The following is a 25,721-nucleotide window of genomic DNA, read 5'->3' on the forward strand; positions in this document are numbered from 1 at the left end:
CGTACACAATACCTTATCATAACAGCCGCATCACATGATTGACAAGTGATGCGACTCCATTCTTATTATTTTTCTATAGAAATGATATGCTCTTCCCCTGCTTTAACGCTGCCGGATGATTTTATCACGATTGATTCGCCTTCGTTTAAGTTAGTGAAGACAATTGGCGTCATGATAGATGGAGCATTTGCTTTAACGAAATCCAAGTCTACTTGAAGCAGTTTTTGTCCTTTAGTGACAATGTCACCTTCTTTAACAAACGCTTCAAAGCCTTCCCCTTTAAGGTTTACAGTATCAATTCCAACATGAATCAAGATCTCGTTACCGCTTTCTGATTCAAGCCCGATTGCGTGCTTTGTAGGGAAAACATTTAAGATTTTTCCGTCTACTGGCGAAACGATTGTGCCGTCTGCAGGCGTGATGGCTATTCCATCTCCCATCATTTTTCCAGAGAACACTTGATCAGGTACTTCTGTGATTGGGTGAATGTCGCCTGTTAATGGAGAAACGAACGAGAATTCACTTACTTCATTTTTAATAGGCTCTGCAACAACGTCTTCAACTTGCTCCTGCACTTCTTTTTCAGCTGAAACAGGTTTCGCAGGACGTGGCGTTTTGCCTGACATAACGTCTTGAATCTGTGATTTTAAGTTATCAGATTTAGGGCCGTAGATAGCCTGAATGTTGTTTCCGACTTCAAGGACACCTGCTGCTCCTAAACGTTTCAAACGGTTTTTATCAACTGCTTTTACATCATTAACTGTAACACGCAGGCGGGTAATACATGCGTCAAGGTGTTTGATGTTTGAGCTTCCTCCCAGTGATTCAAGGATGTTATATGGAAGATCTCCTGCACTCTCAGGCGCTTTACCCTCATCTTCCTCCTGTGCATCTTCACGTCCAGGTGTTTTAAGATTGAACTTGCGAATGGCAAAACGGAATCCGAAGTAATAAATAAGTGAGAATACTAATCCTACCGGAATAACAAGCCACCAGTCTGTTCTGTTTGGAAGGATACCGAACAGGAAGTAGTCAATAACCCCGCCTGAGAACGTCATCCCGATTTTGACATTCAGCAATTGCATTGTCATAAATGAAAGTCCGGCAAACACTGCATGGATGGCAAATAGAATTGGTGCCACGAATAAGAATGAGAATTCAAGCGGCTCAGTAATCCCTGTTAAGAAAGATGTTAAAGCAGCTGAACCCATGATGCCTGCAACCAATTTTTTGTTTTCAGGTCTTGATTCATGATAAATCGCAAGAGCAGCTGCAGGAAGACCGAACATCATGAACGGGAATTTACCTGTCATGAATGTACCTGCCGTTAATTCTGCGCCGTCTTTAATTTGAGCCATGAAAATACGCTGATCCCCGCGAACGATTTCTCCTGCTTGAGTTGTGTAGTTTCCAAACTCATACCAGAAAGGCGAGTAGAAAATATGATGAAGACCAAAAGGAATTAATGAACGTTCAATTAAACCAAAGATGAACGCTGCCAATGTTTTATTGGATTCAAGCAGCCCTGTTGAGAATGCGTTTAATCCGTTTTGTACCGGCGGCCAGACAAACAGCATGATTAAACCTAATGCTACAGCAGAAACAGCAGTCATAATTGGAACGAAACGCTTTCCTGCAAAGAAACCTAAGTATTGCGGCAATTCAATTTTAAAGAATTTGTTATACATGTATGCACCGAGAACCCCAACGATAATACCGCCAAAGACTCCGGTCTGCAAGGTCGGCATGCCGAGGACTCTCGCATATTCAGGATGAAGCTGCTGGAAGAATTGTGCAAGCTCTACAGCATCGCTTGGAATTTTCCCTGTTTGAAGCAATACAGCACTCATTGTTGCATTCATAATTAAGTATCCGATGATCGCTGCAAGACCTGCAACCCCATCTCCATTGGCTAGGCCAATTGCTACGCCGACAGCAAATAGAAGCGGCAGATTTGCAAAAACAATGTCCCCTGAGGATTCCATTACTTTTGCAATCAGCTGTACAATTTCATTTGTTAAGAATGGAACTTTTGATGTAAGCTCCGGATTTTGCATTGCATTACCGAATGCAAGCAAGATACCTGCAGCAGGTAAAATCGCTACTGGAAGCATAAGAGCTTTACCAATTTTTTGGAGTACTCCAAATAAATTTTTAAACATGTGTATGACCTCCTTATAAAATAGTTTGTGTAAGCAGCAAGCAAAAAAAACATGAAAGCAAATTACAAGCGTTTACATTTCTCACCTAAAAAGAACAACAAAAAAAGCATGGTGCAACAAGGACGACCGTGCACAAAGGGTATATTCCCCTTATTTGCCGGTTTCAACACGTACTTGTTCACTCATGCCTGATCGTATCAGTAACACGTAAGGTACTTTTCTCATTAAGTTTTGTTTGTTAAACGGTATAAATGCAATGTAAGGTAAACAGCCTCAGCTTCATAGACTGGTTTTTTAAGAAATTGCTGCATCACTTTGATCATTTTCCAAGATGTATTGTAGCATAGCGGATATTCTTTTTTCAACAATAAAGTGAATTTTTCTGGTTCTTCAACTGTTTCACCCGAAAGAACCCTTTCAATCGTATATCTTAAGTGCCGGACAAGCCGCAGGTAATTGACACTGTCATGATTCACTTTTATCTTCATGGAGTCTTCAATAACACCTACCAGCTGATTAATCAGCTGCGAAAACTGATTGACATCTGCTATCGGCTTATTTGTGACCGCACTGTGAATATGAAGGGCAATAAACCCTATTTCCCCTTCCGGCAAGTTCACCTTTAGCCTGTCATTAATCATATCAATAACTTCTTCAGCAATTAAAAATTCATTCGGATATAGCGTTTTTGTTTCAATCAGAAACGGATTTTTAATGTCCATCCCTTTTTGAAGCCTTTTAATTGCAAATGTAATATGATCAATCAGGGCAATATGAATATGTTCATTCAGGGGCAGTTTCACCCGTTCGGCAATAAAGTGGATGACATCACTGACAACCGCGATCATGTCTTCATCGACAAAAGGAAGGAGCATTTTAAATTGTTCCTGCTCTTTTTGATTCGTCAGAACAAACATTTTCTCATACGAATCCTCCTGCATCATATCTCCGCGCTTCTTTCCAAACCCTATGCCCTTACCAATCAGAACTACTTCTTCATATGCATCATGATCGGCAATAAGCACATTATTATTTAAAACCTTTTTTATTGTAAAGGACTCCTTCACGAAATCCTCAGCTCCTTTTATCTCTCAATGCTTCATATCGTACATAATAGCATGTGATTACGTCAACTGCGAAATACTTAATTGGATCATAAAAGGAAGAAATATATCTAAATTGTGCTCACAATGCAAATAGATTTGGCGGTCTTTTTGCAAGGCTGTTTTAGCATAGATTGTTGGACTGATTATGAATCATGGCTGTCACTTTCCGCTGCAGACGCAACAAATTTTTACGAAAAGGACTTAATGCAATCATTCTGCATACTTGTTAACGCAGCTTTCAAATCTCCCCTTCTTGCAAATAGAAGATTTTAGAAGATTTATTGATCTTCCGGCACATATTCAGTCGTCTCAAACTTTTGTTTATCACCTACAAAAAAGTAAGCTTCTCCGTCTTTTCCGGTTTGATCGCCGCTTGAGGCCCCGTGAATCATTTTCCCCCTTGAAAGCTCTTTTCGTTCCCCCTTTTCATCCACGTAAAAATAAGTTGTGGCGGCCCAGCCATCGTGGATATTTTTTTCGTTTACGGATGTCTCTCCTGCTTTATTCACTTTGTATTCTTTCTTTTCCACTGCAGAAGGATCGTTATGAACCGTTACCCACCCTGTATAACCCTCTGGGATCAAGAATGTGCGCTGAGGCTGATCCTGCTGTTTCGTACACCCTGTAAGGAAAAAAGCAGCGGTTAAAATAATGACAGATTTTTTCATCTTATTGCCTCCCAAACCAATGAATTATTCGTTAGCATCAACAAATGTCCACAATCTATCCCTTCCTTAATCACCATGTAATTTATTCCAGATATTGACTCGTCCTAATTGGGGAAAGTAAGTGTGAGGTGTTTATATGAAAAAAATTAATATTTGTCTCCTGATCCTTTTTCTTTGTTTTCCGATTCATGAAGCAAGTGCACAAACAAAGGCCGTCAAAGTAATTGACGTTGAAACAGGCGACGTGGTGAAAGATCTTCCTTCTTCCGCTTATTTTACGAATGAACTGAAATTGGCGATTCAGTCCATGAAGGGAATTACAGTAAAAGTGAATCCCCTGCCTAAGAAAGGATATTTGATTTTAATTCAGCCTGAAGAGTCACTAAAAGTGAAAAACAAATGGTATGACGGGATTGTCTCTGAAGGTATGATTGTTTACAGCAAAGAAGATACACCGAGGCTCATTTTGTTTACTGATGAAAATAAGCCATTATTTTTTGAACTATCATACGACCCTAAGAATCTGATACAGACGCTTGGTGTTCGGTAAGGGCTTGTTCGAACTGGCTGGCTTCGCTTTACACGGGCGAGGCCTGATTAGATTTCTTCAACCCCAATCTGCATCAGGCGCATCAATTGCACCGTCCGGGATCTAACCCTATAATGAGACAAGTCAGGGAAATCCCGCAGAGAGATTCATCAAGGAGGAGATCAGAAATGATAAAATTATTTGTCAGTGATCTTGATGGAACATTATTAAGCTTTGAAAAAAAAGTGACAGAGCAGGATATTTCAGCTCTTAAAGAATTAAAGAAAAATGGCGTGGATGTATGTTTAGCTTCTGGAAGAATGGATGTGGAAATTGGAGAAATCTTGACGATGGTTGGAGAAAAGTATCATCGAATCAGTCAAAATGGAGCATTCATCAATACAGATCAAGATGAATCGCTTCATGCTCTCACTTTTGAAAATGTGATTGCTAAAGAAGTGTTTGAACAAGTCCGTTCTACAAACTTAATCACAATTATTGCAGACTACAGCAAAAATTATACAGAACGCCGGGATGAAGTCATAACAGGCATAGAATCAAGGATGTTCTCTCCGATTGAAGAGAACGTCAATCTTCTTCATGCTCTTGGGCAAGAAGTCAAAGCATCTAAAATTTCTATTTTAGGTGAATATGAGGCCATTTCTGAGCTGCAGAAAATATTGCAGGAACGTCATCCTGATACAATTGAGACCTACATATCCGATAAACAGTGCCTGGATGTCATGCCTAAAAACATAAGCAAGGGAAACGCACTTAAGATGCTGATTGAACATCTCGGAATAAAGTCCGATGAGGTTGCCTGCATTGGTGATTCATTCAATGATATTCCAATGTTCAATATGACCCCTCACAGTTTCGCAATGGAAGAGGCTCTTCCAGAAGTGAAAACGGAAGCCGCATATACTGTCTCCTCTGTAGGGGAAGCCATTAAACAAGTTTTAGAAATGAACAAAAATCAGCTGCAGGTAAAAGTTTAATAAAAGTCAGAACAAAAAGGGCGATTTTGTCGCCCTTTTTTGGTTTTTCCTCTATACAGCTTTGATGCCTGATAAATACACATCTGAAAATTCCTCTGCTGGAATCGGTCTTCCGCCTAGGTATCCCTGAAATTCAAGGCATCCTAATTTTGCAAGAAGATCCTTTTGAGCTTTCGTTTCTACTCCTTCAGCAATCACTTTCAGCTCAAGGTGATTCGCCATTGAAATAATCATAGAGACAATCGCTTCGTTTCCATTATGCTGTTCCATTTCTCTAATAAACGATTGGTCGATCTTCAGCCTGTCGATGCTGAGCTTCTGTAAATAACTCAGGGAGCTGTACCCAGTGCCGAAGTCATCCATGCTGATTTCAATTCCCCTGCTCCGAAGCTTTGATAATTTCTTGTTCGCCTCAAGCTCATTATCCATCATCGCTGTTTCAGTGATTTCAAGTTCAAGACTTGAAGCCTGAATTTGATAAGAAGACAGAATTTCATCAATGGTTTGGATCAAGTCATCCTGGTATAGATGGAGGTGTGAGATATTAATTGATACTCGGCCAAAATTCAGATTTTCACTTTCCCATGTCTGTACATGGCTTGCAACTTCGCCAAGGACAAAACGTTCCAGCTCAAAAATCAACCCTGTCTCTTCTGCAATCGGAATAAACGTTGCGGGTGAAATAAAGCCAAGCTCGGCATGCTTCCATCTGACCAAAGCTTCTGCACCAATGACCGTTGCGAGGTTTTCTTTGAACTTCGGCTGAAAATAAACGCAGAGTTCCTTATATTGAAGAGCTTTGCGCAATTCATTTTCAATCCGTATTTTTTCAATTAATTTATCGTTCATTTCTGGCTTATAGACGCCGAAACTGTTCGAACCGTTCATTTTCACATCGTACATGGCAATATCTGCGAATTTCATCAGCATTTCTGCGTCAGTGCTATGTTCAGGATAATGGGCGATACCTATGCTTGCGGTAACTAAACAGTCATTTCCCCTGATCTTCATCGGCAAGCGGAAATGATGAACAATATCGCTTGCCGTTTCATTTGCAGCCTCATAATCATCAGAAAGCATAATAATGCTGAACTCATCACCGCCTAGCCTTGAAAGAATGGACTGATCAGGGAGAACAGATGTCAGTCTTTCTGCAATCTTTACCAGCACCAGGTCACCAAAAGCATGCCCGAATAGATCATTCAATCGTTTGAAGCGGTCAAAATCCAAATTTAATATAGCAAAGGCCTGATTTTCTGCTCTTAAATCAGAAAGCTTCTGAATAAAGAACCTCCGGTTTGGAAGCCCTGTCAGCTCATCATGAAAGGCCAGATAATTAATGCGGTTCTGAGCTTTTTTGCTTTCAGTGACATCTTTAATAACGCCATATACTCCTACAACTTTATGATTAACGACTTGCCTTACGGCTGTAATCAGAACATCAAGTGTTTCCCCATTTTTTCTCTTCAGAGAAACAGAGAGCTCATTTTCGCTAAAGTCCCCTTTTACAATTTCAGAAAAATAAAATAAAGCTTTTTGATGGTCCGCTTCTTTTATTAAAGTCAGGAAACTCAGGCCGATCAAATTCTTTTCCGGCAGATCAGTTAAAGCTGCCGCTACTTTGTTGACGGAAGTAATGACTCCCTGCAGATCAGTTGATATCACTCCATCCGGACTGTGATGAAACAATGAGCGAAACCTCTCTTCCTTTTCATTAATCCGCTCAGACTGTTCATTCATCATCGTGTGGCTATACAGATCAGGAATAAATGTAAGAATAAGGTTCAGCAAAAAAACAAATAGAAAAGGAAACAAATAGTCATACGGTCCGCCATCTGCAAGCTGATAATCTATAAATGAAGTCATGATCACATATGGGATGCCCGCAAGAGTTACTCCCCCAATGATGCTTCCTGCTGTCCGGCAGTATTTCGCCCGGCGCTGATTTACCAAACCGTCCTCTAGAGCGATCAGTAATAGTCTTAGTGCAGAAAAACTGAATGCCGCAGACAATAGCACAGCAAATATAATCAGCAGCGGTTTTACTTCAATCTGTCCTTGAAATAATATTGCAAAGCCAATAAAATCAACCAAAATAATTCCAAGAGACATACCGCATCCCGTTATGAAATATCCTTTAGAGCTCATTCTCGGAATGCCGCCTGTTCTTATCGAGAAAAAAGCAACAGCACTGCAAACAGCATAGCTAACCAGAAAGTAAAGGAAAGGATGCTGAACGGTTACTTCCAGATGAACTGAATATATGGCAAGCAGTTGAGTCAGCCAAAACAAGAAACCAAGGGTTAAACTGAGGATTCCTATGATTTTTGGCTGTTTATCTTGAGTATTACGACTGTATATAGCTGCGAACACCGGCGTCAGATGATAGCTGATCACCGATTGAACGAGAACAAGAAACATTAAAAACAAATCTGCATTCAAGTTAAACAATCAAAACTCCCCCTTATCCCTTATATCGAACAAAATTCAAGATATTAAAGGGGATCTTCACTTTTTTCCAAAAAAACTTTCTTCTGCAAAAAATAGCGAAATTTAGGTTTAAAAATTGTATGTTTGATGCAAACTATCCAACGAAAGGAAATTTCACTTGAAAGGAGGAATGAGCGATGAACAAGAACAACCAAAACAACAAGCAGCAAAACATGCAGCAGCAGCAGCAAAATCAACAACAGCAAAACCAGCAAGCTGATACTGAGTTCTCTCAAGAAATGAACCAGCAAAAAGCGAACAAAAAACAAAAATAAGGTTTACATACATGTAAGCTAAGAAAGGCGGTTCTTTTGACCGTCTTTTTCTCTTTTATATATTTGAAACGTTTTGTAAAAAATCAGCTTTATGACGGGAATTTCCCTGTCATTTTATGATATACTATTTCCATAAAGCTGCAGATGATGCCACATCTACAGCCAAAGCAGTCAAACAGCACTCGAACGGATCAGCTTAATACACAAACGAAATACTGTGGCCTCCTGATATGAGAGGTCTATTTTTTTTGCCCAAAACCGAGCACTGCCACTATTAACGTAGCAAATGAAACCATTACAACTAAACTTTCAAAGATTGTCACATGTCATCCCCCCTTTCCTAGGGGTTCGAACTGATCCATTAAAGATTGACCTGCAAGTCCATTATAACATCAATCGAACAAAACAGGAACATACGTTTGTATTTTGAGCCAAATATCCTAATTGCTGGTGAGATTTTTTTGTTGCGTAAAAAAAAAGAACACTTAGAGTGTTCTTTTTTAAGGTGTTTTTATTCGGTTTTGATCCACCGTATTACAGGCAATTTTCATTTTTGCCAAAGTGCCTTTGAGGGTTTCTTCATGATTGCATTGATCATTCAGATACATTTCTGATAAATCATAGACAGATCTCGAAAGCAGCTCGACTACATTTTTTAAGGAATGAGCATCAGGGGAGTATTCATCATGCAGCACTTTCCTGACGATATCATCACTGAACTCTTTGATTTTCAAAACCTTTTCCTTCTCAGGCATTTTGAAATCCTCCTTTTTTTAGAGATGAAAGGATAATATTTTGCGCTTCGATGTTAAGCTTCGAACGCTCAGGCTCCTCGGCCAGAACGGGCGCTTGCGCTTTTCTTATCATATATAATACATTCGCCAATTCAAGAAAGATTCCCTTTGTATGATTCTGTCGAGACATAAGAACTTTTATATAGAAAAATGACTTCCAGCTGGAAGCCATTTTAAATGATTATTCTTTCATCAAGATGGTTCAATATGAACATGCACATGAGAAATGCGATGTTCTATCTCCATTCTTTTTTCCACTTCATCTGTAATTTCGTGGCTTTCGCTTACATTCAGTCCGGCATGAACTTCAATAACGACATCCACAAGGACACTGCTTCCCAAATACCGAGCCTTTATATCCTTGATCCTGTCTACTCCAGGAGTGGATTCTACAGTTGCTTTAAAGTTCAGCAGCTTCTGATCATCAAACCCGTCTGTCAGTGAATGAGCTGTATCTTTAAAAATGTCCCATGCCGTTTTGCAGATAATGAAACCGATTGTGATGGCTGTTATGGTGTCAAACCATGCTACACCAAATTGAGACGCAACGATGCCCGTAAAAGCTCCAACGCTTACAAGTGCATCCGAACGATTGTCATGGGCTGCTGCGATCAGTGCTTTTGAATTTATCTTTTTTGCCAATGATTTGTTATAGCGGTAAACTCCAAACATGATGATGGCACTAATGATGGCTGCCCATGCGGTGATTAAATTGGGTGATTCTGTTTTGGGTTCTATGATGGATTTAAATCCTTCAAACAAAACCTGAATCCCGACTGACATGATAATAAATGAAGCAACCAGAGCAGCAATTGCCTCCGCTTTAAAATGTCCGTATGGATGATCATGATCAGGCGGCTTTTGAGAAATTTTCAGACCGACTAAAACGGCTGCCGATGCAATCACATCTGTCCCGTTATTCAAGCCGTCTGCAAGCAGCGCCTGAGAAGAATAAACATAGCCGATGCCAAGCTTTGCTGCAGCAAGAAGGATGTATGCCCCAATGCTCAGCCAGGCACCGCGTTCTCCTTTTTTTAAATCCTGATAAACGTCCAATGATTTCACTTCCCCATTTAACGGATCCATTTCCATAAGCGTGAAGCTTTGTTGTCAGGCTACTGATTCCACTGCTTCGGAAGCATTTGAATAGACGTATTTAAAGTGTCCAGTTTGCTTTCGATCCGGTGCAGCAAGTAGAGAGTAACCATGATTGGAAATCCGACTTCGCTTATTAATTGAATCCACTGTTCCATAATAGGTTTCCTCCTTTTCCAGTTTTTATGTTGACTGTTTAGTGTATTCACTTAGAGAGGAAAGGCCAGATCCCTAACAGAGATCTGACCCTCATTTCCATTATCCGATTGTCAGGTCGGTTAAATTCCTCTCAACGACACGCGCCCCTTTTTTGCCGAACAAATCTCCGCCTGGAGATGTGAAAGCATTTGAAGCAAGGATTAGGTCCATCGCATTTGACACATCACCTTCAACAACCGGTTCTTTTGGAGAATCGATGTTGATTTTCACCTGCTTGCCTTCTTCGTTTAGAAATTGAAGTTCCAGCGTTTTCGCCATTTACATTCCCTCCCTTCTTCTTTATTTTCAGGCAGTTTAAGCTGTTACCTGATGTGAATCGTTTCGTTCAACATGAGATAGTGCCTGGGTTTGCAAATCTGTGATTGCAGAGGCTGCCTGAAGCAGCTGTTCAGCGGTTGCTGATGTTTTTACATTGTTGTAATTCTTGTATTTGAAGATCTGCTCTCCAAATTCATCCATGCCCATATCGAATACAAGGCGAAGCTGTGAATCAAGAATGATTGTTTCTGCCATGCTGATCACCTCCTTTCGTATACGTTATACAAGGAAATGGTCACAAGAGTAGCAGATTTCATGAACTTTTTTTGTGAATGGATAAACAGTCTTAAATTTATAGTATGTTCTGCGGTTTTTTACAAAAAATAACATCAGGTTGATTCGTTCAATGGAAATCACACGAATCCTGATAGGTAGGTATGAATGTGAAAACAAGTAAACTGGAAGTTTTGTTATGGAGCATAGCGTTCCCTGGGTTTGGACAGCTGCTGAACCGTCAGCTGATTAAAGGAATTCTGTTTATAGGGCTGGAACTGCTGATTAATACATATAGTCACTTCAATCAGGTCATCATGCTCAGTTTTTTAGGGGAAATTGAACAGGCCGTTCAAACGGTGGAATTCGGATGGCTGATGTTTTATCCGTGTGTTTACATGTATGCGATGTATGATGCTTATAAAAATGCGGATGGACCCGAGCCGCCCCTGTCTTTTTTGCCTTTTGCCTTCGGCGCATATTTTGTAACGGTGGGATTGATGTACTCTCCTAAGCTCAAGCTGTTCGGCGTGCTGTTTGGACCGATTTGGCTTCCGATGCTTTCTCTTATTCCAGGATTGCTGACCGGATTTTTTATCCGCTTTATTATTTTGAGAATTCATGCGTTTCAAAAAAGATAAACTCTTTTCTATACGTTTTAATGCCGGAAATTCGGGTAAATAAAGCTTAGAGGCAATGATTCGGGCACATCTGAGATTCACACTTACTCAAGCTGGCGCGGGCTTGGAACCGCAAGGACGTATGAGAGGCAGGGCTTACGTTGTTTAAGTGTCCCAAGATGGGATGAATCAAGTGAACCTATTCCATTACATACACGACTTAAAATATATAATTAACCGTGCACATGTGTTCTGTTCAAGCTTCAACAACAGAATCATGTGCTTTTCTCGTTTTGGCAACATTAATAACATCAGTCCGCTGAAAGACTGATGCATTTTGGGAGTGATTGATTTGAAGCATATCCTATTACTCGGCGCCGGCCATGCACACGCTGCTTTTTTAAAAAAATTGGAAACAGAAGAACTGGACTGCAGCATTACTTGTCTCTCACCATCTTCTTTTCAGTATTATTCCGGCATGTTTTCCGGGTTTACAGAAGGACTGTACGAAAAGGAGGAAATAAGAATAAATGTTGAAGCTCTATGCAGCCTGACAGGTGTATCGTTTTTAAAAGGTGAAGCAGTAAAAATCGATCCTTGCCTAAGGCAAGTGGAAACCAGGGCCGGGAAAATCATCCAATTTGATATCCTTTCTGTTGATATCGGTTCTCTGACAAAATTCAGCAGCTTATCCGCCCATGGGGTGATTAGTTTAAAACCAACTTATACGGTTCCTGAAAGTATTCAGGAGCTGAGAAGTGCTGAAAATCCCGTCATTATTGGAGGCGGAGCCGCTGGGGTGGAGCTTGCCCTTTCAGCTGCTTCATTTCGCAGAAAATATGGACTTCCTTCCAATCTGATCCTTTTGAGCAAGACAAGTTTAATGGATTCATATGGCGATAAGCTTTCCAAAAAAATGTCTCGAATTTTGATTAAAAACGGCATAGGCCTCATTGAACATCAGGAGATTTCAAATATAGAAGAACATGCCATTTATACGGATGACCTGCATGTTAACTATGACATAGCCCTTGCAGTTACTGGGCCGAAAGCTCATCCTCTTTTAATAGAGAGCGGCATGGAATGTGATGAACATGGTTTTTTGCTTGTGAATACCAAACTGCAGGTTCCCCGTTTTCCATTCATTTTCGGAGCAGGAGACTGTGTCACTTTGAAGCAGCATTCGGCTCTCCCCAAAAACGGTGTATATGCTATCCGTCAGGCACCTGTTTTATTTGAAAATATCAGGAGATTTCTGTCTGAAGACGAAATGACAGCCTTCAATCCGCAAAAGCGATTTATCAGCATTCTCTCAGCGGGTGATAAAAAGGGATTATTTTTATATGGAGGATTTTCGTTTTATGGTTCTCTCGCATGGAGAATCAAGCATTGGATTGACAGAAGATATATGCGGAAGATGGGGAGCTGAGAGAAAATAGCCTGTTATTATCAAATTCATGACTTGCAAACTTCAAACCCATTCAGGACTAAAGAATAGTAACCATCAAAAAAAGCATGGACTTCTCCATGCTTTTTAAGGCTTCACTTTGATCCATTTTTCAGTCAGCTTTGGCAGAATGCCTGAAAATAGTTTTTCTCTCCAATACAGATCAGCCGTTTTTTGCACAGCTGCTGCATGATTCGGATACGGGTAGACCATTTGAGAGAGATCTCCGATTTTTTTCCCGTTTTGTTTTGCAAACACCACAGTCTGCATCCAGTCTCCTGCTCCTTTGCCAATCGCATGTGCCCCGAGGATTGTTCCGCCTGTGTTTGTTATGATTTTTACAAAACCATCTGTTGCGCCGTCGGCAATAAAACGATCGACTTCATTGAGCGGAGCTTTAAATACTTGAATCTCTTTATGCGCTTCTTTTGCCTCATTCTCTGTCAATCCCAGATGGAAGATTTCGGGACTTGTGTATGTAACCCAAGGCATATGGCCATATTTCACTTTATTCGGCAATCCCAGAACAGCTTTCTGTACAACGGCTTTGCCTTCCATTCCGGCTGCATGCGTGAATAGATTGTTTCCATTCACATCACCGATGGCATAAATATGGGATAGGCTGCTCTGCATCGAGTCGTTCACTTTAATAAAACCTTTCTCGTCGCATGCGACTCCATTTTCATTTAAGTTCAGTTTATCAGAATTCGGCTTCCTGCCTGCAGCAAGCAAAATCTCATTTACTTCTAATGTCTTCAGCACACCATCCTGACTGATCACAAGCTCTTTGCGGTCTTCAAATGCTGAAGCAGATTCAATGCTTGCCTCAGTTAAAATCGTCATTTCTTTCCCCAGCAAATCCGTTGCAAGCTCCCTGATTTCATCATCTTCTTTGGAAAGGAGCATTGATGATCTTTCAATGATGGTAACTTCAGAGCCAAGTCTTGAAAAAGCCTGTGCAAGTTCGACACCGATTGGTCCGCCTCCGATCACAGCTAATTTTTCAGGAAGACGATCCAGATGAAAGACGGTTTGATTCGTTAAAAACCTGGAATCTTTGAGTCCTTCAATATCCGGCACAGCAGGTCTTGATCCTGTCGCAATCACAATCTTTTTCCCCTTTATGACCTGTTCTCCGACTTTTATTTCATGTTTAGTCTGAAAAGCTGCCGTTCCATGGATGACATCGATTCCAAGCTTCGTAAAGCGTTCATCGTCATCATGCTCCTGAATGGCTGCTATCGCTTGATGAACATGATTTATGATCTGCTTCATATCGATGCCGCCGCTCACGGATAATCCAAATGATGCAGCTGTCTGTTTTGCCTCATAAACGTGATTTGCGGCAGAAATCAGCGCCTTTGATGGCACACAGCCAACATGAAGGCAGTCACCGCCTAAGTTTATATCTTTTTCTATTAAGGCAACGTGAGCACCAAGACTTGCAGCTCCTGCCGCCACGGTAAGGCCGCCTGCGCCTCCGCCAATGACAATCACATCATATTCTTCCATGTTTCTCTCCCCCTATTTCAGTATTTTTTTTGCTTCAAGCAGCCGCTGCAATGCGGTGAATAATTCAATCGCAAAGAATAAATAGGTGATGAAAATCAGCTGATCAGTAAACAAAATCATCAGGGAAAACAAAATAAATCCTTCCGTTCGCTCGGCAAGACCTGCCTGATAGTAGAATGATTTGACGCCCTGCTTTTCACTGATTGCTCCAACCGTCAAAAAGATAGTCATGGAAATAATGATAGAAACAGAAAGCAATAGCAGCGGCAATTGTGCCTCAGGGTAAACTAATGCTAGACCGACGATGACACTGATTTCAACGACTCTGTCAAACGTTATATCAAGAACCGTTCCAAAACCGGACGGCTTCGTCAGTCTTGCCATCGTTCCGTCAACTGCATCTAGGTAGCCTGAAAACCATAAAACAAATAAGGCCAAAATCGGCTGTTCTAGATAAATGAATACACCTGAAGCGGATCCGATCATAAAAGCAAGGACAGTTACCTGATTCGCAGATAAGCCAGTCTTTAACAGCTGAACAGCTGACTTTTCAATAATAGGCTGCACATACTTGCGTGCATGAGTATCTAGCATAATGTGTCCTCATTTCCTGTTGTGGATGATCATTTTTTTTAGTTGCTTTTTGAAAAAAAGCGGCACTATGAGCAATAGCAGAAAGATCATGCAGGCTGCCGCTATAATCGAGTTGTCGCCTGCAGCCAAGCTGGAACCAAGGAAAGTAAAGGCGAATGTACCTGGTATAATCCCTATAAAAGTAGCAGACGCAAATGGAATCAGCTTTACCTTAGAAACACCCGCCGAATAGCTGATCAAATCAAAATGGAAAAGAGGAATAAGCCTTAAGATTAGAACATAGAAAAACCCATTCTGCTCAAGCTGGCGTTTCAGCACATCCGCTTTATCGTTTTCTTTAGTTTTGAATAGATCAACCTTTAATTTCCCTGCAGCCAAATAGGCAAGTATCGCTCCAGCCGTTGCACCAATCATTGTGTACACCGTGCCAAAATAAGGCCCGAATGCAAGACCTCCTGCTATTGAGAGAATTGATGCCGGGAAAAGCACAAGCGGCCTTATTGAATAGAGAGCTATATAGAGCAGCGGTGCCCAAAGACCAAAGGATAAAATCCATTCTTTGATAAGTACCGGTTCTATTTTCAAAAAACGCTGATTAATCCATAACAGCATTAGAACCAGACAAATGACCAAGAGAAGTTTTATTATGGTTTGTTTCTTCATCCTGTCTCTTCCTTCAGCATGTCTAGATCAAAATAGCAAAGCATGTCAGGATCTATTATTTCAACAAATACGGAATCACCAATGTCCGCCTTCAGATCTGAATGCAGTGTCAGCAGTTCGCCGTTCCGGTCTAAGAAGAGCGTGTAAAACGTCATGCCATGCTTTTGAACAATGTGCTTAACTTCTGCTTGAAAAGAAATAGGCTTATACTCCGACTCATTTCGTACCATCCGCAAATTCTTTACATGGGCAAAGGAGGTATCATCAATCATCAATCCTTCGCTGAAAAAGGCCGCTGCTTCCGGATTTTTCGGATGTAGATACAGCTGCTCTGGAGTGCCCATTTGCTGAATGCTTCCATTTGCTATGATGGCCGTCATGTCTCCCATATACATCGCTTCCTCCATATCATGGGTGACAAACAGAGCGGATGTGTGCTGTTCCTTTAGCAAGTTTCTGACCCATGTTCTAAGGCGGCTTCGAAGGGCTGGATCAAGACTCGCAAAAGGTTCATCAAGCAAGAGGAGTTTAGGTCTTGTGATTAAAGCCCGCGCCAATGCAATCCGCTGCTGCTGTCCGCCTGACAGCTCGTTTGGATAAGCGGACTGAAATTGGATCATATCCACCCTGTTCAGCATCTCAGCCACTCTTTCTTTGCGCTTTTTTTCTTTCATGACTTTTAATCCATATTCCACGTTTTCAAATACCGTCATATGAGAAAACAAAAGAGGCTGCTGAAACATCATGACAACTGGTCTTTTTTGAGCACGCACTTCTGACATGTCTATCCCATCAATCCAAATTCCGCCTGCATCAGCCGTCTCTAATCCGGCAATGCATCTTAAAAGGGTTGTTTTCCCTGTCCCTGATGGTCCGACAAGAGAGACAATTTCGCCTTGCCTGATGGATAAATTCACATCTTGGAATATGGAAGAATCTTTAAATCTTTTCGTTAAGCCTTTTATCTCAATCATGTCATTCATAAATCAATCACCTTTTCTGATAAGGAGTTACAAGCCGGATAAAACCTTCAAACAGCAGCCATATAAGGATGGGAATGAGCGCAAACAGAACAGAAAAGCTTGCAATCATAGCATCATCTGCGCTGCTGAAATAAGGAAAAAATAAACTTGCGAGAGTAACAACCAATCCTCCCCCAATGAGTGCCGTAAGCAAATATTGACTGAGAGAAATCGTGCAGACCAGGAAAATCACGCTGCGAATGCTGGGAAGCAGCTGAGGCAGGAAGATTCGGTAAAAAATAGACAGACTGCCCGCTCCCAGAGTTTTTGCCTGCTCCTCCCATTTCACTCCTATTCTTTCAAAACCGGACCGCATCACTTTAATAGTATAAGGAAGAGTAGGCAGCATGTGAATCAAAACAACTCCTGCCATACCATTGGCAAGTCCTGCCCGAATAAAAACAATATGAAGTCCTAAAGCAATCGTTAATGCAGGGACAATAATCGGAGTCAGGAGAAGTGTTTCGATAGCTGCTTTTCCTCTGAAAGATTGATGTGCAAGCACTTTAGCTGCTGGAGTCCCTATAAAAAGGTTTAACCCTATGACCCAAAGAGCGATTTCTGCTGATTGAATGACTGCTTCAAAAAGCTTTGGCTCCTGAAAGAGTGTCATGTAGCTGCGCATTGAAAAAAAATCAGGCAGCACATGCCCCCACTTCCAGCTGACAGCTGCACTTTTAAACATAACAAATACAGCTGGAAAGAGAAAAAAACCTATTGTAATAAAAATAATAGCCTTTGATCCTTTCACTGCACCTGTATTCTCAATCGTGCTTTCTTTTGTTATTCTCTCCCGCTGTCTGTTAAGGATCATATAAACGGTAAATAAACCGATGAGAATAGCGGCGGCTGTGGTGATCATAGCCGCAAAAGCAAGAGGCCTCCTGCTCCAATCTCCGGAATAAAACCATTCGAATGTCAGCACAGAAATCATCTTTGGATACGTAGCTCCAAGCAGGGCCGGAACTTCATAGGCTGCAAAAATAAATGAAAACAGAATCACAAAAATTTCAATTAAGGAAGGAAGGATGACAGGCCATTCGACCGTTTTGAATGCCTCCCATTTTGAACCTCCAAGCGTGTAGACAGCTTCTTTTTTAGCCATGTTTAACTGCTGATAAACCGGAAGAAGAATTAAGATAACAAACGGAACCTCTTTCCATAGATAGGTCAGAATAATTCCAGCTCCGCCTTCGCTCTTCATAATCTCTGGAAAACCTTCAGGAGATTCTATGAACCCTACTTGAAAAAAGAGGGTAGAAAACCATCCGCTTTGCGAAAATAAAAGATAAACCATGTATCCCCAAACGAAATGGGGAAAAAGCATTGGAATCCAGGCAGCCAGCCTGAGATGCTTTTTTTGTAAAAGAGGATAAGTGCTCCGAACGATAAGCAGCCCGATGATCATAGACACGGTGACAGAAATCACTGTAATTTTCAGGCTATATAAAAAAGAGGCCTGAAAAGAAGGATTCATCAGCAATTCTTTATAAGCAGCTGAATTTATAGTCCCGCCCGGACTTGTAAAGCTTTCAATTGCCGCCATCCATAGTCCTGCTCCTGCCATAATCGCAGTAAACAGGACCGCAGGGAGCAATGGCCATAGCTTATTTTTTGCCTGCAACTTCATTCATCCAATTCTCCTTCAGAAAGTTTACATATTGTGCATCAACCTCTGGAACAAGCGCCTCCTGCAGAATTTCCTGAGGCAGTACTGATTCTCCCCGTTTGATTTCCTTCAGCTGTTTTTTTTCTTTTTCGTTAAAGGTTGAAGGATCTGCAGCAAACCCTTCTCCCCAGTATATCTGATCATACTTTGCAAGCTGTGCTTCAGGAGACATAAAGAAATTAATCGCCGTCATTGCCCCTTCAGTATTTTGTGAATTAAAGGGGATCCCGAGGAAATGTGTATTTCCAAGAGAGCCAGATTCTAAGATGAATGAACGGGTCGTTTCAGGGAAAATTCCTTTTTCAATCATGCTCTCTGCTCTTGCCTCGTTATACCCCATCGTCATCCAGACATCTCCTCTACTGTAAAGCCTATCAAGCTCAGCCAGAGAATTCGGATAGGTTTGACCCTTTTTCCATAGGGATGGTTTGATGTCATTTAGGTATTTCCACATCTCCCCGCTGTTTGAAGCAGCAAACTCTTCATTGAATCCTTCTTCAAGCAGTGCATCCGCTCCGCCTGCAGACTCGTAAAACACATGCCTTAAAAATGCATTTCCTGTAAAATCATTGGCGTCCGGATACGTAAATTTACCCGGGTTCTGTTTTGACCAGCTTTTCAGATCATCTAATGTTTTTGGAGGATTTTTCACCTTTGCTTCATCATACAAAAAGACAAACTGCACCTTTCCCCAAGGCGCCTCAAGCCCTTCTGTCTTCTCGCCAAAATCATATTGAATATCGAGAGCATCCTGATTCACATGCTTTTTAAAATTCGGCAGCTTTTCTGTAAATGGTCCAAAAAGCAAGCCGCTGCTTTTCGCATTTTTGAAATTCTCACCGTTGATCCAGATAATATCAGTGCTTCCCTCTGACTGTCCTGCTTTTTTTTCATTTAATATCTTTTGCAGAAATTCGGGAGCATCCATTGAAACACGTTCAAGCTTAATGCCATATTGCTCTTTTAGCCTTGGGGCAGCCCAGTCATCAATGTACTGATTAATTCCCTCATCTCCGCCCCACATAAACATGCGAACTGTACTGCCGTCTGCTTTTTTCTCAATTTCTTCCCATGATAGGTCAAGCGAGCCCAAATTTTCGTTTGGAACGTTTGATTGTGAGCAGCCCGCTGCCAATATCAGCATAAAAAATAAAATAATTCGCTTCATTGAATCCTCCTGTATTCTCTTTTCATTTTGCACTGATCGTATAATTAATCATGCTATGTCTTCCACGTTGTTTCAAGTAGCAATATGCTGTTAAAAGGTAAACGGAAGAAACACCATTTTGGATGATAAACATTATTAGATGTTGGACATTAAAAAAACGCATTTTTATGCGTTTTCTCATATTGTTTGCCGCTATTTATTTTTTCTATTATTTAATATCCGCTTTACTCCGCTTATTAATATAAATACTGCTCCTGCACCCAAAGAAACAACAAGCACTGCATCCTGTCCGGTCAGAGAAAGGGCTTTTGCCAATTCAAGTGAATAAGAAAGGGATGAAGCAGTCAATAGTTTTGAAATTGAAGCGACCATAAAGAATCTTCTGAAAGCAACTCCGGATAATCCAGCTCCCATGCAAATGATCTCATCCGGGAGAACCGGGATAATGAAAAGCAGGAAAAGGATCGCCGTTTCATTTTTCCCCAAATATGCCTGATAACTGCGCAAGTGTTTTTCTTTTACAAATTTCAAGGCAAGCTTTTGCCCGCCGAGCCTTGCAAGCAAGAACATGACCGCTATTCCGGATATGGTGCCGAAGAAGCTTAGATAAGCTGCTGTAAAAGAGCCAAAAACCGCACTTCCCGCAGGAACAGTTAAAGCTTCAGGCAGAGGCAGGATGATTGGCTGAAGGAAGCAAAGCAGGACAAACACGAGTTTTGCTAACAGTTTGTTTCCTCCTAAAACACTTTCTATTCCGTTTGCATCCATCATAACCATAAATCTTGTCGAATAAAAAATCAGACACAGGCCAATCAGAAAAATACTTAAGCACAAAAAAGCAGACCTCGTAATTTTTAAATAATCTTCATTTTTCATAAAAACAATAGTAGAAACCAAAATGGATAGGAGACAAATCGTAAAGATCACTTTATAAATCGGCAGCAGCGTCGGCAAAAATACGAAAACGCATAATGCTGATATACCAGCAAGCAATAACTGTTCCCATAGATTTGGCAGTTTCTTTTGAAGAATCACAGCATTTTTCTCCTTTTTATCTAAATTACCTTTATATAGTTAAGTGTACTGTCAGAGCAAACATAAGAAAACACACCTCAGGTTTAACTGAATATAAGACCTGAGACTTAAATTTCACCTTATAACAGTATAAAAAAACCGAATCAGCATGTGATTCGGTTTTTTTATACTGTTATATGCGGAATGCGCCAACAAGCTTTGCGAGGTCATCCGATAATTCTTTTAACATTTTTGAGGAGTCTGCAACATCTCTGATGCTTACAGAGGATTGATGTACAGAAGCAGAAACTTCTTCTATTCCCGCTGCTGATTCCTCTGAAACGGAAGCCACTTCTTCTACAGCCCGGTTCACCAGTATCATACCGTCCGCTATCGAATTAACATGATTGCCCACATTTTCAATTTTCTCATCAAGCTGATGAATGGATTGACTGATGTGCTGAAAAGACTGACCTGTCAGGTGTATGGATTGTGTAGAATCTTTCACTCTTATTTGTCCGTTCCCAAGCGTTTTAGCAACGTGTTTTGAAATGTTTTTAAACTCATCAACAATTTTGGTGATATCCGTGATTGAAGATGTTACCCCAATTGCCAATTTCCTGACTTCATCTGCAACGACTGCAAATCCTCTTCCATGCTCTCCGACTCTTGCAGCTTCTATCGCTGCGTTTAAAGCAAGTAAATTGGTCTGATCGGCAATTTGTTCGATGACAGTTACAAGCGATGCAATCTCAGTTGTTTTTTCTTCTAAATTTAAGACTTCACGTGCGGAATGATCCATTACCTTCATCATTTCATCCATATGAATAACAGATGACATCATTTGATTAGTTCCTGATGCAACAAGCTGCAAAACCTGTTCAGATGATTTCCTCATTGCCGCCCCTTCCACGTTAGCTTTATCAATTTGTTTTGCGAAGTCATCGAGTTGTGCGGCGATATCTGAAGATGCATGTGATTGTGCGGAAGAACCGGCTGCAAGCTCCTGCATCGTTGCGGATACGTGCTGACTTCCTTCGTTCACTTCAGATGATGCTTTGTTAAGCTCCGCACTTCTAGCTTGAAGTTCCTTAGAAGCCTCCTTTATATGCATGACCATAACATTCATTTTATTTTTTAAGTTGTTTTGAGACTCTGTCAGCTGTCCGATTTCATCCCGGCCGCCATACTCCATATCCGGTGATGACAAATTCCCGGCCGCAACTTCTTTAGAAAAATCAATTACATGCTTTATATGCTTCATGATTAATTTCTGAATTAGCAGTGTAATCGATGCAGAAATCAAGATCGACCCAATCAGAGCGGCGATCAGCGTGAACGCGATTTGCGCCATATACTCCCTGGATTCAAGAACAGCATCATTCCGCTCTTTTATTTTCATGTCCCGGAGTTCATTAAGTGCGGCAATTGTTTCATCACTGAGAACCTTTGCCCGTTCTCTGACCCCGCTCAATATTTGAGTATTTTTTTGTTCAACTGCCGGAATGACCGTGATGTAAAAGAGATCGTTCAGCATTTTGTCATTTTGAATTAATTTTAGAAAAAGTGCCGTTTCCTCTGGATCATTAAATTCCTTTTTGCTGTCTTCGCCAGTTTGAAGCAAGGTTTTTCGTGTTTCAAGGTATGCCTCTTTATTTTCTTCGGTTGGATGAATGATATAATCGGCAATCGTGCTGTCCATTGCAAGAAAAATGGAACCTATTTCTGTCATTTTTCCAGCGCTGCTGCTCAGCTTATCCATTTTTGATAACTGATCATTAAGACCACCCAACTGTGCAAACGTTACCATTGTTGAGATCGCAAAAAGTAAAATACAAATAAAAACAGAAAAGCTGAATTTCCAGCCAATTTTAATATTCCTCCACACACCCGTAAGTTTTATCATTTCCTAGCCCCTTTTATCTTTTTCTAAGAGTATTATCGACAAAATCTAGTAAATATTTACTAATATATTATTAAATATAGGTATATTTATTCATAAACTGTTAAAATTTTGATATGATAGATTTATTATTTTTCAAAAGAGGCGATTTATAATGGAAGCTTGTTCATTTTGTTATCAATCATTCACCGTTCACGAAACTGGCTTCTTAACATTGAGGACTGCTGATGCTTCAGATGAGCTGTTTCATATGGGGTTTTATTTATCAGCAGACAAGTTCGCCCGTTTCCCTTTTTCATCAAAGAATCAACTAAAAGAAATCTTGATGAAAGTAAACCTATTATTTAGCGGCAGGCAGCTGGATGCAGCCATTGATAAGGTAAAAGAACCTGCACTCTGCCAATTTCACCCCTTGCATGTCATCTATCAGCATGTCATGAATGAGGAAACCGTAAACCTGATACAGACAGGTGCATTTGTCAGTCATCTTCAGCCAATTTTAAATGCTCAGTCAGGAGAACTGTACGGCTACGAATCGCTGCTCAGATCTTTAGATCAGGAAATTTCTCCGTATCACCTTTTTCAGACTGCCCAGAAAACCAATATGCAGTCCATCTTGGATAAAAAAGCGAGAGAAGCTGCCATTAAGGCCCGAGTCAGCCAAATACCCGATGGAATAAAGAGTTTTATCAACTTTCTCCCATCTACCATTTATAATCCGGAATTTTGCTTGAAACACACATTTGATATTGTAAAAAAATACGATGTCTCACCCGAAGATCTAGTATTTGAGGTTGTGGAAACAGAAAAAATTGAGGATATGAACCATTTGAAAAACATTCTTGATACATACCGCAAGAATGGAATGAAAGTAGCTCTTGATGACCTTGGCGCCGGGTTTGCAACACTTGATATTTTGCGTGAGCTTCATCCGGATTTTGTGAAAATCGACCGGAATTACATTTCAGATTGCCATGAATGCCTTGAGAAGCAGGACTTTCTTGGAAGCGTCATAAACCTTGGACGCAAATTGAATATTCAAGTTCTCGGGGAGGGTGTTGAAAAAGAAGAAGAATTTGAATTCCTAAAGGAGCTCGGCATCGATTTAGTTCAGGGATATTTGTTTGGGAAGCCTGCATTGAAACCTGCTGAACACCTGGTAAAAGCAATATAAAAAAGCGGGGCATCCCCCGCTTTTATCTTTTAGAAGCTCTGTATCCAGCTTTAACTGCATCATCCTCGGAACAGAACAATTCTTCTTCTTTTGTGACGTCATAATATTGTCCTTCAGGCATATGATAAATCTTGTCACCTGATGAAGAAATATTCCCTTTAATCGTGCAGGCCCCGGATGGTGCTTCTTTTGTAGCTTCTGCTTTTTCTTCCTCTTCGTTAAAGCCTTCGTCCTCTGCTGCGTAATTTTCAATGCTCCAGATTCCGATCTCTTTTTTCTGGGCAGCTTTTTGAAGTTCATAAAACTCATCCACATGCTTCGTATTTGGAGCATAAACATATCCCACACGCGCAAGTCCTTTTTCAATCAGGAGTTTATTGAACATCTTGCCGTCAGCATGAAGATAGACAAGCAGCCTGCCATATTTATCTCTTTCCCCTACATCAAGTTCAAGCTTCACCTCTTTGCCCGAAAGAGTGCTTTTTGCAAAGCTGCTTGCTTCAGGTCCAAACGGCTGGACAGGTTTATTGGGATGAACCGTTTCAGGTGTGTCGACAAGCAGCAGGCGGAGCGTTTCTTCTTTTCCGTCCACGAGAACTTTGACTGTATCGCCATCAATGACCCTGATTACCTTGGCAGGAATGAAAGTTTCATTTTGAACAGCTGCTTCCTCAGCTGTGTTCTCTTCTTGTAATGCAGAATTCTCTGTTTCCTTCCTTGCTTCACCCTCATTTGGACGATTTTCTTGTGAAGCTGAATTCTCCTTTTCGTTTTCAGCAGGAGTTTCATCCATCGTTGTTTCTGAACAGGCTGTTAACATAAAGGCTGCAAAAAACAGCAGGAACCATTTTTTCATTTTCTTTCTCCCTTTTACTTCTCAAAAATCAAACCGCACGAAATTCTTGCATGTGCGGTTTGATTCGATGCTTTATTTATTATCTGTCTATTTAATGATTTGTAGCTCTTTAGGGAACTTAGTCAGTGTTTCATGACCTGTATCCGTTATATACACGTCATCCTCGATGCGGACGCCGCCGATTTCAGGAACGTAGATGCCTGGTTCAATTGTATAAACCATGCCTTCTTGAAGGAGATCATGATTCGTATGGCTCATCGACGGAAATTCATGCACACTAATACCAAGGCCATGTCCCAATCGGTGAGGGAAGTAATCGCCGTAACCAGCATTTGTGATAACATCGCGTGCAATTTGATCCAATTCCCCGATTCTCGTTCCTGGTTTGCTTGCTTCCAGCGCTTTTAATTGAGCTTCAAGCACAGTATGATAGATTTCTTTTTGCTTATCACTGATTGATTGATAAGCAAACGTACGCGTAATGTCTGAGCAGTAGCCATCAAGCACAACACCAAGATCAAATAAAACGAAGTCTCCTGATTTTAAGGCAGACAAGCCAGGATTGCCATGCGGCTGCCCTGATTTTTCACCGAACAGAACCATCGTAGAAAAGGACATTTCGCGAATTCCTTTTCGTTTTAGTTCATATTCGATTTTTGCAAGAACGTCCATTTCACTGACGCCTGATTGTAAAGCCTGAACACCTACTTCAACGCCGAAATCTGCAAGCGCTGCTGCCTGCTTTAAGATCTGAAGCTCTTTATCGTCTTTAATCAGCCGCAATTGATTCATGATTTCCTCCGCTGAAACAAGCTCTGCCCCAGTCAGTATGGTTTGAAGCTCCTCCGCGCGGGCAAAGGATAGAAGTTCTTTTTCAACCGCTGCTTTTTTCACGTCCTGCTGTCCTCTTTCAGCAATGGCATCTTTTACTTTGTCCCATGGATTTTCGTGATCGGCATAACCGATGATTTCTCCGTCAAAACCTGCTGATTTCGCTTGGGAAACTTCCATTCCCGGACAGATAAAAAACGGCTCTTCTTCTTTAAAAACAAATAAACCCATCAGTCTTTCATGGGGATTTGTGTGAAAGTTCGTTAAGTAGAAAATGTTTTCTGTTGATGAAATAAACGCAGCATCTGTATCCTGCTGCTTCAGCCAGTCTGTAAGCTTAGTTAATCTTGCTTTTTGCATGCAATCTCTCTCCTTCATCTG

The 25,721-nt window shown here is 40.9% G+C and carries 26 protein-coding genes; 6 read left to right on the forward strand and 20 right to left on the reverse strand.

Annotated elements, in window-relative coordinates; translation table 11 throughout:
• Nucleotides 1-65: 65 nt before the first annotated feature.
• The 3 genes from ptsG to ABEQ24_RS22305 all read right to left on the reverse strand — a co-directional run bounded on the left by ptsG (nt 66) and on the right by ABEQ24_RS22305 (nt 3,936).
• Nucleotides 66-2,162, reverse strand: a complete 2,097-nt coding sequence (gene ptsG / locus ABEQ24_RS22295) for a glucose-specific PTS transporter subunit IIBC (RefSeq protein WP_430008801.1) — start codon at nt 2,160-2,162, stop codon at nt 66-68.
• Nucleotides 2,163-2,386: 224 nt separating this feature from the next.
• Complete coding sequence (glcT, locus tag ABEQ24_RS22300) at nt 2,387-3,229, reverse strand: glucose PTS transporter transcription antiterminator GlcT (protein WP_430008802.1); 843 nt, start codon at nt 3,227-3,229, stop codon at nt 2,387-2,389.
• Between the two features lie 317 nt (nt 3,230-3,546).
• Nucleotides 3,547-3,936, reverse strand: coding sequence for a DUF6843 domain-containing protein (locus ABEQ24_RS22305; RefSeq protein WP_430008803.1), 390 nt, complete (start codon nt 3,934-3,936; stop codon nt 3,547-3,549).
• Between the two features lie 136 nt (nt 3,937-4,072).
• Here ABEQ24_RS22305 and ABEQ24_RS22310 point away from each other — a divergent pair, with 136 nt between their 5' ends.
• Complete coding sequence (locus tag ABEQ24_RS22310; protein ID WP_430008804.1) at nt 4,073-4,486, forward strand: hypothetical protein; 414 nt, start codon at nt 4,073-4,075, stop codon at nt 4,484-4,486.
• Nucleotides 4,487-4,653: 167 nt separating this feature from the next.
• Complete coding sequence (locus ABEQ24_RS22315) at nt 4,654-5,463, forward strand: HAD family hydrolase (RefSeq protein WP_430008805.1); 810 nt, start codon at nt 4,654-4,656, stop codon at nt 5,461-5,463.
• A 51-nt stretch (nt 5,464-5,514) separates the two neighbouring features.
• Here the strand turns inward: ABEQ24_RS22315 and ABEQ24_RS22320 are convergent, their stop codons facing one another.
• Nucleotides 5,515-7,914, reverse strand: a complete 2,400-nt coding sequence (locus ABEQ24_RS22320; RefSeq protein WP_430008806.1) for an EAL domain-containing protein — start codon at nt 7,912-7,914, stop codon at nt 5,515-5,517.
• 176 nt (nt 7,915-8,090) lie between these two features.
• Between ABEQ24_RS22320 and ABEQ24_RS22325 the strand changes: the two genes are divergently transcribed.
• Entirely contained in the window at nt 8,091-8,228 is a 138-nt protein-coding gene (locus ABEQ24_RS22325; RefSeq protein ID WP_165970936.1) for a hypothetical protein, read from the forward strand.
• A gap of 239 nt (nt 8,229-8,467) precedes the next feature.
• On the opposite strand, the gene ABEQ24_RS22330 is transcribed toward ABEQ24_RS22325, so the two are convergent.
• The 6 genes from ABEQ24_RS22330 to ABEQ24_RS22355 form a co-directional block, all read right to left on the reverse strand.
• On the reverse strand, nt 8,468-8,551 hold the full coding sequence (locus tag ABEQ24_RS22330; RefSeq protein ID WP_223443286.1) for a putative holin-like toxin: 84 nt from the start codon (nt 8,549-8,551) through the stop codon (nt 8,468-8,470).
• 177 nt (nt 8,552-8,728) lie between these two features.
• Complete coding sequence (locus ABEQ24_RS22335; protein ID WP_070876755.1) at nt 8,729-8,983, reverse strand: hypothetical protein; 255 nt, start codon at nt 8,981-8,983, stop codon at nt 8,729-8,731.
• A gap of 231 nt (nt 8,984-9,214) precedes the next feature.
• Nucleotides 9,215-10,078, reverse strand: coding sequence for a cation diffusion facilitator family transporter (locus ABEQ24_RS22340; protein WP_430008807.1), 864 nt, complete (start codon nt 10,076-10,078; stop codon nt 9,215-9,217).
• A gap of 59 nt (nt 10,079-10,137) precedes the next feature.
• Nucleotides 10,138-10,275, reverse strand: a complete 138-nt coding sequence (locus ABEQ24_RS22345) for a YvrJ family protein (RefSeq protein ID WP_430008808.1) — start codon at nt 10,273-10,275, stop codon at nt 10,138-10,140.
• Nucleotides 10,276-10,375: 100 nt separating this feature from the next.
• Complete coding sequence (locus ABEQ24_RS22350) at nt 10,376-10,594, reverse strand: DUF2922 domain-containing protein (RefSeq protein ID WP_430008809.1); 219 nt, start codon at nt 10,592-10,594, stop codon at nt 10,376-10,378.
• Between the two features lie 36 nt (nt 10,595-10,630).
• The gene (locus ABEQ24_RS22355; protein ID WP_430008810.1) at nt 10,631-10,849 is read right to left on the reverse strand and encodes a DUF1659 domain-containing protein; all 219 of its coding nucleotides are present in this window, start codon (nt 10,847-10,849) and stop codon (nt 10,631-10,633) included.
• Between the two features lie 188 nt (nt 10,850-11,037).
• On the opposite strand from ABEQ24_RS22355, the gene ABEQ24_RS22360 reads away from it, so the two are divergent.
• Both ABEQ24_RS22360 and ABEQ24_RS22365 read left to right on the forward strand, forming a co-directional pair.
• The gene (locus ABEQ24_RS22360; RefSeq protein WP_430008811.1) at nt 11,038-11,508 is read left to right on the forward strand and encodes a hypothetical protein; all 471 of its coding nucleotides are present in this window, start codon (nt 11,038-11,040) and stop codon (nt 11,506-11,508) included.
• A 331-nt stretch (nt 11,509-11,839) separates the two neighbouring features.
• Nucleotides 11,840-12,916: an FAD-dependent oxidoreductase gene (locus ABEQ24_RS22365; protein WP_430008812.1), complete on the forward strand. Its 1,077-nt coding sequence runs from the start codon at nt 11,840-11,842 to the stop codon at nt 12,914-12,916.
• A 105-nt stretch (nt 12,917-13,021) separates the two neighbouring features.
• Here ABEQ24_RS22365 and ABEQ24_RS22370 read toward each other — a convergent pair whose 3' ends face one another.
• The 8 genes from ABEQ24_RS22370 to ABEQ24_RS22405 all read right to left on the reverse strand — a co-directional run bounded on the left by ABEQ24_RS22370 (nt 13,022) and on the right by ABEQ24_RS22405 (nt 22,482).
• Complete coding sequence (locus tag ABEQ24_RS22370) at nt 13,022-14,446, reverse strand: dihydrolipoyl dehydrogenase family protein (RefSeq protein WP_430008813.1); 1,425 nt, start codon at nt 14,444-14,446, stop codon at nt 13,022-13,024.
• 12 nt (nt 14,447-14,458) lie between these two features.
• Nucleotides 14,459-15,040, reverse strand: coding sequence for a CDP-alcohol phosphatidyltransferase family protein (locus ABEQ24_RS22375; RefSeq protein ID WP_430008814.1), 582 nt, complete (start codon nt 15,038-15,040; stop codon nt 14,459-14,461).
• Nucleotides 15,041-15,049: 9 nt separating this feature from the next.
• Nucleotides 15,050-15,703: a TVP38/TMEM64 family protein gene (locus ABEQ24_RS22380; protein WP_430008815.1), complete on the reverse strand. Its 654-nt coding sequence runs from the start codon at nt 15,701-15,703 to the stop codon at nt 15,050-15,052.
• The gene (locus ABEQ24_RS22385) at nt 15,700-16,686 is read right to left on the reverse strand and encodes an ABC transporter ATP-binding protein (RefSeq protein ID WP_430008816.1); all 987 of its coding nucleotides are present in this window, start codon (nt 16,684-16,686) and stop codon (nt 15,700-15,702) included. Before ABEQ24_RS22385 ends, ABEQ24_RS22380 begins: the two co-directional genes overlap by 4 nt.
• A gap of 7 nt (nt 16,687-16,693) precedes the next feature.
• Entirely contained in the window at nt 16,694-18,355 is a 1,662-nt protein-coding gene (locus tag ABEQ24_RS22390) for an ABC transporter permease (RefSeq protein ID WP_430008817.1), read from the reverse strand.
• Complete coding sequence (locus ABEQ24_RS22395; protein ID WP_430008818.1) at nt 18,333-19,562, reverse strand: ABC transporter substrate-binding protein; 1,230 nt, start codon at nt 19,560-19,562, stop codon at nt 18,333-18,335. The genes ABEQ24_RS22390 and ABEQ24_RS22395 overlap by 23 nt, the downstream gene beginning before the upstream one ends.
• Nucleotides 19,563-19,754: 192 nt before the next feature.
• The gene (locus ABEQ24_RS22400; protein ID WP_430008819.1) at nt 19,755-20,597 is read right to left on the reverse strand and encodes a TVP38/TMEM64 family protein; all 843 of its coding nucleotides are present in this window, start codon (nt 20,595-20,597) and stop codon (nt 19,755-19,757) included.
• A 172-nt stretch (nt 20,598-20,769) separates the two neighbouring features.
• The gene (locus ABEQ24_RS22405) at nt 20,770-22,482 is read right to left on the reverse strand and encodes a methyl-accepting chemotaxis protein (protein WP_430008820.1); all 1,713 of its coding nucleotides are present in this window, start codon (nt 22,480-22,482) and stop codon (nt 20,770-20,772) included.
• Nucleotides 22,483-22,633: 151 nt separating this feature from the next.
• Between ABEQ24_RS22405 and ABEQ24_RS22410 the strand changes: the two genes are divergently transcribed.
• On the forward strand, nt 22,634-23,653 hold the full coding sequence (locus ABEQ24_RS22410) for an EAL domain-containing protein (RefSeq protein ID WP_430008821.1): 1,020 nt from the start codon (nt 22,634-22,636) through the stop codon (nt 23,651-23,653).
• Nucleotides 23,654-23,675: 22 nt separating this feature from the next.
• Here the strand turns inward: ABEQ24_RS22410 and ABEQ24_RS22415 are convergent, their stop codons facing one another.
• Both ABEQ24_RS22415 and ABEQ24_RS22420 read right to left on the reverse strand, forming a co-directional pair.
• Complete coding sequence (locus ABEQ24_RS22415; RefSeq protein ID WP_430008822.1) at nt 23,676-24,509, reverse strand: thermonuclease family protein; 834 nt, start codon at nt 24,507-24,509, stop codon at nt 23,676-23,678.
• A gap of 87 nt (nt 24,510-24,596) precedes the next feature.
• Complete coding sequence (locus tag ABEQ24_RS22420; protein WP_430008823.1) at nt 24,597-25,700, reverse strand: M24 family metallopeptidase; 1,104 nt, start codon at nt 25,698-25,700, stop codon at nt 24,597-24,599.
• Nucleotides 25,701-25,721 lie beyond the last annotated feature (21 nt).

The organism is Metabacillus idriensis (genome assembly GCF_050483325.1).
GTDB classification, from domain to species: Bacteria; Bacillota; Bacilli; order Bacillales; family Bacillaceae; genus Bacillus_P; species Bacillus_P idriensis_A.

Excerpts from the sequence above, each read along its gene's own strand:
- ptsG (WP_430008801.1), bottom strand. The coding sequence starts at position 2,162 with ATGTTTAAAAATTTATTTGGAGTACTCCAAAAAATTGGTAAAGCTCTT.
- ABEQ24_RS22305 (WP_430008803.1), bottom strand. The coding sequence starts at position 3,936 with ATGAAAAAATCTGTCATTATTTTAACCGCTGCTTTTTTCCTTACAGGG.
- ABEQ24_RS22310 (WP_430008804.1), top strand. The coding sequence starts at position 4,073 with ATGAAAAAAATTAATATTTGTCTCCTGATCCTTTTTCTTTGTTTTCCG.
- ABEQ24_RS22315 (WP_430008805.1), top strand. The coding sequence starts at position 4,654 with ATGATAAAATTATTTGTCAGTGATCTTGATGGAACATTATTAAGCTTT.
- ABEQ24_RS22325 (WP_165970936.1), top strand. The coding sequence starts at position 8,091 with ATGAACAAGAACAACCAAAACAACAAGCAGCAAAACATGCAGCAGCAG.
- ABEQ24_RS22335 (WP_070876755.1), bottom strand. The coding sequence starts at position 8,983 with ATGCCTGAGAAGGAAAAGGTTTTGAAAATCAAAGAGTTCAGTGATGAT.
- ABEQ24_RS22345 (WP_430008808.1), bottom strand. The coding sequence starts at position 10,275 with ATGGAACAGTGGATTCAATTAATAAGCGAAGTCGGATTTCCAATCATG.
- ABEQ24_RS22350 (WP_430008809.1), bottom strand. The coding sequence starts at position 10,594 with ATGGCGAAAACGCTGGAACTTCAATTTCTAAACGAAGAAGGCAAGCAG.
- ABEQ24_RS22355 (WP_430008810.1), bottom strand. The coding sequence starts at position 10,849 with ATGGCAGAAACAATCATTCTTGATTCACAGCTTCGCCTTGTATTCGAT.
- ABEQ24_RS22370 (WP_430008813.1), bottom strand. The coding sequence starts at position 14,446 with ATGGAAGAATATGATGTGATTGTCATTGGCGGAGGCGCAGGCGGCCTT.
- ABEQ24_RS22375 (WP_430008814.1), bottom strand. The coding sequence starts at position 15,040 with ATGCTAGATACTCATGCACGCAAGTATGTGCAGCCTATTATTGAAAAG.
- ABEQ24_RS22380 (WP_430008815.1), bottom strand. The coding sequence starts at position 15,703 with ATGAAGAAACAAACCATAATAAAACTTCTCTTGGTCATTTGTCTGGTT.
- ABEQ24_RS22385 (WP_430008816.1), bottom strand. The coding sequence starts at position 16,686 with ATGAATGACATGATTGAGATAAAAGGCTTAACGAAAAGATTTAAAGAT.
- ABEQ24_RS22390 (WP_430008817.1), bottom strand. The coding sequence starts at position 18,355 with ATGAAGTTGCAGGCAAAAAATAAGCTATGGCCATTGCTCCCTGCGGTC.
- ABEQ24_RS22395 (WP_430008818.1), bottom strand. The coding sequence starts at position 19,562 with ATGAAGCGAATTATTTTATTTTTTATGCTGATATTGGCAGCGGGCTGC.
- ABEQ24_RS22405 (WP_430008820.1), bottom strand. The coding sequence starts at position 22,482 with ATGATAAAACTTACGGGTGTGTGGAGGAATATTAAAATTGGCTGGAAA.
- ABEQ24_RS22410 (WP_430008821.1), top strand. The coding sequence starts at position 22,634 with ATGGAAGCTTGTTCATTTTGTTATCAATCATTCACCGTTCACGAAACT.
- ABEQ24_RS22415 (WP_430008822.1), bottom strand. The coding sequence starts at position 24,509 with ATGAAAAAATGGTTCCTGCTGTTTTTTGCAGCCTTTATGTTAACAGCC.
- ABEQ24_RS22420 (WP_430008823.1), bottom strand. The coding sequence starts at position 25,700 with ATGCAAAAAGCAAGATTAACTAAGCTTACAGACTGGCTGAAGCAGCAG.